Source organism: Bradyrhizobium sp., assembly GCF_052389815.1.
Taxonomy (GTDB): domain Bacteria; phylum Pseudomonadota; class Alphaproteobacteria; order Rhizobiales; family Xanthobacteraceae; genus Bradyrhizobium.
Genome location: NZ_JBQTHN010000161.1, coordinates 1 through 6,783, shown reverse-complemented (window position 1 = coordinate 6,783; position 6,783 = coordinate 1). Strand labels below are relative to the sequence as shown.

Sequence of the window (6,783 nt, the reverse complement as noted above, 5' to 3'; positions counted from 1 at the left end):
TTGTCAGGTGTCCACCGCCCGCCGAGCGGTCGCTGACCCAGACATGCGTCACGGAATCCCCGCTGTCGGGATCGGTCAGCCCGGTGAACAGCGTGCTCAGTGCCACCGAGGTGCCCGATGCAACGCTCTGACTATTGCCAATCGGCGTGTTCGGCGCAGTATTCGGCGTGAAGCTCGAACTCGAAAATGTACCGTCCAAAAACTGAAAATTTTCGACTCCCGTCACCGTGTCGGTACCGTCGGGCGAACTGCCGCGCTGATCGACGATCGTGAAAGTCTGCGTCCCCGAATTGTAGGTGATCAGGTAGTTGGACTTGTTGCCCGAGTAGACCGCAGTGTCCGTCCCCGAGCCGCCGACGATGGTATCGTTGCCGCCGCCGCCGGTGATGGCGTCGTTGCCGCCGCCGCCATTCAGGCTGTTGGCGATGGCGTTGCCGACGATCGCATCTCCGGCGGAGCCGCCGATCGCATTCTCGATGTACGAACGCGGATCGCTGCCGAACAGATAGGCGTTGTAGACGTTGCCCGCCGCATAGTGGCCGTTGCCGAGATAGGCGAGTTGCGCGGTCGAGGTGACGCTCGATGCGCCGGGATTGAGGTTGATCGAAACGGCGGTCGAGTAGTTCGACATGTCATAGGTGTCGACGCCGTTGCCGTCCCAGATGGTTTCGAACACGCGGTTCTGCGAGCCGCCGGTGCCGTCACCCGGCGCCAGCTGGCCGACGCCGTTGATGAACATCTGGCCGGTCGTCGTACTCCAAGTGTAGGTGGTGTTCGTGCTCTGGGTGCTGTAGTTGGCGCCGTACATCGTCTGCAGGGCGAGGATGTCGTTCGCCATGAAGGTCTGCGAGAAGCCGTAAGTTTCGGCCGTATACCCCGTGAGCGGCGCGCCGGCATAGCTGCGGTAGCTCATGATGGTGTATTCGGAATTGTCGTGCGCATACGGCACGGCGACGTTGCCGGGACCACCGACCTCCTGGCTGTGCTTGAGGCCGAGCGCGTGACCGAACTCGTGCAGCGCGGTGGCGAACAAATAATTGCCGAGCTTGGCGCCCGAGTAGTTGTAGCCGGTTCCGAACCAGATATCGCCGCCGGCCGGGTAGAAGTTGTTCGGATAGTAGGCGTAGGAGGTCGGGTTTGCCGCTGGCGATTGCGCGATCTGCAGGTCGGCGCTGCCGGTTCCGGCGTAGCTGATCTGGATGTTGGTGTAGCCCTGGATCAGCGCGACGGCGTAGGTGATCGCGGCCTGCATCGCGGCGGGCGCCGAGGCGAAGCCGGCCTGCGCGGGCTCATTGTCGGGGGAATAGCCGCTCGACGGATAGTCGCTTGGCGAATCCGGGAAGCTGAAGGTGATCGAGCCGCTCCACTTGGCGCCGGAAAGCAGGCCATCGATTTCCGAATTGCCAGTGGCGCCAACGCCGACAGCTGTAGCCAAGTCAAGTCTCCCGGATTCGGTATCCGACAAGTGATTCGCGGCTGGAATACTAAGCCGCTTAGTATACGTACGGCCTAATTTCGACCGGCTTCGTCTAGCCTTGATAGCAACACTTCCTTAACCAGGGGTTTTATGACCCGGAAAAACCGGCAGATACGCCGTTGAAAAGCAGGGAAAAAATCACGAAAATCGGCCATCTCGCTGTGATCTCGGCCATCCTGGCGATCCTGCAGGCAATGCTGCTGCCGGTGACAGACCGTATTTTCCCGGAAGGAATCCTCTTGATGTCCAAGCCAGCCAATGCCGGCGAGGGGTCCCCGGCCCCTCCGGAACGGACCATGCCGCCAGCGCGGAACGGGGAAATTGCCGTCAAGGAAGAGTACGATATTGCACGCCGCCGAGGCACAGCCGAGGCGCTCGAGTTGTTCATTGCAAGACACCCCGACAGCTCATTAGCAGAACGCGCCCGCGCCGAATTGCGGCAAATGAAACGATAGAGCGCAACGGCCGACACCGAGTGAGTGGCCGATCTCCTGGATGCATGCGCAACCCGCCTAAGCCTCGTCCGCAGTTGCAATGGACTGGGCACCGGAGGAAGCCCGAGGCCCCTAAATTTGCGGACATCCCCCATCGACCTGCATTGGAAATGCTCGCAGAATTGTTTAAGCCAAACCACACGCTCTTCGATCGGCAAGAAAACAAGAGATACCAATGCCCTTCTCGCGCGCTTCCCAGGCCCTCTCCCGCTTCATCGTGCTCGACCTCACCCGCGTCCGCTCCGGGCCGACCTGCGTCCGCCAGCTCGCCGATTGGGGCGCCAATGTCATCAAGGTCGATGCGCTGCTGGAGGATGGCGGCGGCGAGCAGCCCGGAGGGCCGCGCCAGGGCTCGGACTTCCAGAATTTGCATCGCAACAAGCGCGCCATCACGTTGAATCTTAAGGATCCCAAGGGGCTCGAAGTGTTCATGCGGCTGGCCAAGCAGGCCGACGTCATCGTCGAGAACTTCCGCCCCGACGTTAAGGCAAAGCTCGGCATCGATTACGAGAGCGTGCGCAAGGTCAATCCGCGCATCGTCTATGGCAGCATCTCCGGTTTCGGCCAGGATGGCCCCTATCACAAGCGGCCCGGCTTCGATCAGATCGCGCAAGGCATGGGTGGGCTGATGTCGGTCACCGGCGCACCGGGCGGCGGCCCGATGCGGGTCGGCATTCCCGTCGCCGACCTTACCGCCGGGCTATTTTGTGCGCTAGGCATCCTCACTGCGCTGCTGGAGCGTGATGTCTCCGGCGAAGGCCAGTGGGTGCAAACTTCGCTGTTACAGGCGCAGATATTCATGCTCGATTTCCAGGCCGCGCGCTGGCTGATGGAAAAGGAAGTCGCCAGGCAAGCAGGCAACAATCACCCTACATCGATCCCGACCGGCGTGTTCAAGACGTCGGACGGCTATATCAACATCGCCACCACGGGCGGCCGCATCTGGGAGCGCTGCGCGCAGGCGATCGGCGCGCCCGAGTTGGTCGCCAACCCCGACTACGCCACTGCACCTGCGCGCTCGAGAAACCGCGACGCGCTCAATGCCACGATCGAAAAACTCACCGAGAAGAAATCGACCGAGACCTGGGTCAGGGAATTGAACGCTGCCGGCGTGCCCTGCGGTCCGATTTATTCCATCGACCAGATGTTCGAGGACGCGCAGGTCAAGCATCTCGGCATGGCACAACATGTGCCAAATGACGAGAACCGCCACATCCAGCTGGTCGGCCAGCCCGTGACGCTGTCACGCACGCCGAGCAGGATGGCTGTGCGCCCCCCGGAATTTGGCGAGCAGACCGAGGAGGTACTGGCCGAGTTCGGCTTCGCCAATGACGAGATCGCCGAGTTGCGCCAGCGCAAGGTGGTGTGAGGGGCGGATGCAGGGTGCCGGCTATCTCGCGATCTGGAGCGACATTTCGCCCGCGGACGAGACCGACTGGGCGCACTGGATCATGCGCGAGCACGCCGCCGAACGCGTCGGCATCCGCGGCTTCCTGGCCTGCCGTATCTTCCGCGCAATCGGCACGGCTGCGATCCGGTATTTCATTCTCTATGAGCTGGACGACGAGAATGTCGTGGACGGTGCCGAATATCTGGCGCGGCTCAACGCGCCAACACCTTGGTCGCAGCGCATCATGCCGCGCCTGGGCAATTTCGCCCGCGGCGGCGGCCGCATCAGAACTTCCGCCGGCCTCGGCCAAGGCGGCATCGTCGCGCCGTTGCGCCTCGACGCCGCTCCGGCCTGGGACGCCGCCAATATGACCGCCGAACTCGCTCACCTCGACCGGATCGTCGCCGCGCGCGTGCTTCTCACGGACGTCGCGAAGACGTCGATCAAGACCAGCGAGAAAGGCATGCGCAGCAATGACGGATCCTTTGCCGCGCTGCTGCTGATCGAGGGACTGGACGAGGCCGCTGTCCGAGCCGCGCTGCACCGGTTCCGCGCTGGATTGCCCGCGGACGATCAGACCACCATCGATACCCTACCGCTCTACCGGCTGGCGTTCAGCCTGCCAAAGCGCCTACTTCCGGACTGACAGGCCGTTGGGCGGATCAATGCGCAGCGTCTCCGGCGCGATGTGCGTCAATGACCGGCGGCGCGCTCCGGGAATACGCTCGCAAGTGCAGCACGATCAGGTTTCAGCACGCCGCGCTCGGTGATCAGCCCGGTGACAAGCCGCGCCGGCGTGACGTCAAAGGCATAGTTGGCGGCAGCAGAACCCTCCGGAACCACGCGCACGGTCTCGATCCTGCCGTCCCTCGTGCGCCCGGTCATTTCGGTGACTTCGCTCGCCTCACGCTGCTCGATCGGGATCTCTGCTACCCCGTCATTGATACGGAAGTCGATGGTCGGCGACGGCAGGGCAACATAGAATGGCACGCCGTTATCGTGCGCGGCGAGCGCCTTCAGATATGTGCCGATCTTGTTGCAGACGTCACCATTGGCGGCAACGCGGTCGGTGCCGACGATGGCGAGGTCTACCATATGATGCTGCATCAGATGCCCGCCGGCGTTGTCGGCAATCACCGTATGCGGCACGCCGTGATGGCCGAGTTCCCAGGCGGTCAGCGAGGCGCCCTGGTTACGCGGACGTGTCTCGTCGACCCAGACATGGACCGCGATGCCGCGGTCATGGGCTTGGTAGATCGGCGAGGTCGCCGTACCCCAATCGACGGTGGCAAGCCAGCCGGCGTTGCAATGGGTCAGCATGTTGACGGGGTCGCCCGGCCTCTTCGAAGCGGCGATCTTCTCGATCAGCGTGAGACCGTGGCGGCCTATCTCGCGGTTTATGGCGACGTCCTCTTCCGCAATCTCGCCGGCGCGTGCATAGGCCGCCGGCACGCGCGAAGACGACGGCAGCGGACGCAGGGTCCGCATCATTTCATCGAGTGCCCACTTCAGATTGATCGCGGTGGGGCGCGATCTCATCAGCACCTCGTAGGCGCGATCAAGACCGGCGTCGGAACGGTCGTCACGCATCGCGAGCGCCATACCGAAGGCGGCGGTAGCTCCGATCAGCGGCGCGCCACGTACCAGCATGGTGCGGATAGCCTCGCTTGCCGCCGCCGCATCGGCAATTCCGACCACGACGAATTCATGCGGCAGCCGGCGCTGGTCGATCGCGCTCACCGAAAGCCCGTCAGGCTCGAGCCAGATGCTGCGGAAATGCTTGCCGCCTACCTTCATCGATACAGCACTCTCCCCGCTACGGCATCGAGTTTCCTGACCAGCGCGGGATCGCGCGCTTCCGGCGCGGTGATCAGGGCGGTCTCGAGTGCGCGATCCGAGCCGATCGGGCACGGCTCGTGCTCCCGCGGAAAACCGCGCGCGAGCCGCACCACCAGCGCCTTCGCCCTGTCGGCGTTGGAATTGAGCACGCGGATGATGTCCTGCACTGTGACCGCCTCATGATGCGGATGCCAACAATCGTAGTCGGTAACCATGGCAACGCTCGCGTAGCAGATTTCCGCCTCGCGGGCGAGTTTTGCTTCGGGCATGTTGGTCATGCCGATCACGGAAACGCCTTGCGCCTTGTAGGTCAGGCTTTCGGCCAGACTAGAGAATTGCGGGCCCTCCATGCAGATGTAGGTGCCGCCGTCCACGGCGTCGATGCCCTCCGCCTTTGCCGCCACGGCCAGATGTTCGCGCAGCCTCGGTGATACCGGGTGAGCCATCGAGACATGGGCGACGCAGCCCTTGCCGAAGAACGAGCTCTCGCGTTTGTGGGTGCGATCGACGAACTGATCGACCATTACGAACGTCCCCGGCGGCAATTCCTCCTTGAAGGAGCCGCAGGCCGACAGCGCGACGAGGTCGGTGACCCCTGCCCGCTTTAGCGCGTCGATGTTGGCGCGGTAATTGATGTCGGAGGGTGACAGCATATGGCCCTTGCCGTGGCGCGGCAGGAAGACCATCGGCAGGCCCCCGATGGTGCCGCGCCGGAGCGGCGCGGACGGCTCGCCCCAAGGGGTTTCGACCGTCTCGTCGCGAACGTCTTCCAGGCCCGGCAGGTCGTAGACGCCGGACCCGCCGATGATGCCGAGCACGGCGCGGGTCATGACTTCTCCAGTTCGGTCGTGTCGGGGCAATGTTCGACTATACTGCCGCGCAATAATCAACCCTTGTTCTCGGGCGCGAAGAACGTTCATATGCCGGCCATGAAAGACCGCGACAAACGCCAATCCATTATCGAAGCCTGCCTGCGCATGAATGCGCTGGGAATCAATCAGGGCACCTCGGGAAATGTCAGTATCCGCCATGGCGACGGGTTGTTGATCACGCCGACCAGCACGCCCTATGAGACGATGCGTCCGGAGCAGGTCGTCCAAATGAGCCTCGACGGATCACACGATCCCGCCCAGCATCCGTCCAGCGAATGGCGCTTTCACCGCGATATCCTGAAAGCCCGCCCGGACGTCGAGGCCGTGGTGCATGCCCATCCAACCTACTGCACGGCGCTGGCCATCATGGGCATGGAGATCCCGCCGGTGCATTATATGGTCGCCTGCGCCGGCGGCGACACCATCCGCTGTGCGCCCTACGCCACCTTCGGCACCCAGGAGCTTTCCGATCATGCCGTCCGCGCGCTTGAGGGGCGGCTGGCCTGCCTGCTTGCCCACCACGGAATGATCGCAGTCGGGCCGTCGCTTTCCAAGGCGATATGGCTCGCGGTCGAGGTCGAGACGCTGGCGCGGCAATACCATGCGTCCCTGCAGATCGGGAAACCGCCGCTGTTGTCGAAGGATGAGATTGAGAAGGTGCGTGCCCGCATAGCGGGTTACGGCCATGCGGACAAGTGAAGGATCAGGCTG

General features: G+C 63.3%; 7 protein-coding genes. 4 read left to right on the top strand and 3 right to left on the bottom strand.

Features of this window, described 5'->3' with window-relative positions:
- A partial coding sequence (locus ACT4OC_RS24710) for a M10 family metallopeptidase (protein ID WP_444841664.1) occupies positions 1-1,435 on the bottom strand: 1,435 nt, incomplete at its 3' end.
- Between the two features lie 161 nt (positions 1,436-1,596).
- On the opposite strand from ACT4OC_RS24710, the gene ACT4OC_RS24705 reads away from it, so the two are divergent.
- The 3 genes from ACT4OC_RS24705 to ACT4OC_RS24695 all read left to right on the top strand — a co-directional run bounded on the left by ACT4OC_RS24705 (position 1,597) and on the right by ACT4OC_RS24695 (position 4,007).
- Complete coding sequence (locus tag ACT4OC_RS24705) at positions 1,597-1,932, top strand: hypothetical protein (RefSeq protein WP_444841663.1); 336 nt, start codon at positions 1,597-1,599, stop codon at positions 1,930-1,932.
- 214 nt (positions 1,933-2,146) lie between these two features.
- A complete protein-coding gene (locus tag ACT4OC_RS24700; RefSeq protein WP_444841662.1) occupies positions 2,147-3,340 on the top strand; it encodes a CaiB/BaiF CoA transferase family protein in 1,194 nt (397 codons plus the stop codon).
- Positions 3,341-3,347: 7 nt separating this feature from the next.
- Complete coding sequence (locus ACT4OC_RS24695) at positions 3,348-4,007, top strand: hypothetical protein (protein WP_444841661.1); 660 nt, start codon at positions 3,348-3,350, stop codon at positions 4,005-4,007.
- A 47-nt stretch (positions 4,008-4,054) separates the two neighbouring features.
- Here ACT4OC_RS24695 and mtnA read toward each other — a convergent pair whose 3' ends face one another.
- Together mtnA and ACT4OC_RS24685 are read right to left on the bottom strand one after the other, a co-directional pair.
- Positions 4,055-5,158 (bottom strand): S-methyl-5-thioribose-1-phosphate isomerase, encoded by a 1,104-nt coding sequence (gene mtnA / locus ACT4OC_RS24690; protein ID WP_444841660.1) that lies wholly within the window; start codon positions 5,156-5,158, stop codon positions 4,055-4,057.
- The gene (locus ACT4OC_RS24685; protein ID WP_444841659.1) at positions 5,155-6,030 is read right to left on the bottom strand and encodes an S-methyl-5'-thioadenosine phosphorylase; all 876 of its coding nucleotides are present in this window, start codon (positions 6,028-6,030) and stop codon (positions 5,155-5,157) included. The genes mtnA and ACT4OC_RS24685 overlap by 4 nt, the downstream gene beginning before the upstream one ends.
- A gap of 99 nt (positions 6,031-6,129) precedes the next feature.
- Here ACT4OC_RS24685 and ACT4OC_RS24680 point away from each other — a divergent pair, with 99 nt between their 5' ends.
- On the top strand, positions 6,130-6,771 hold the full coding sequence (locus ACT4OC_RS24680; protein WP_444841665.1) for a class II aldolase/adducin family protein: 642 nt from the start codon (positions 6,130-6,132) through the stop codon (positions 6,769-6,771).
- Positions 6,772-6,783: the final 12 nt, after the last annotated feature.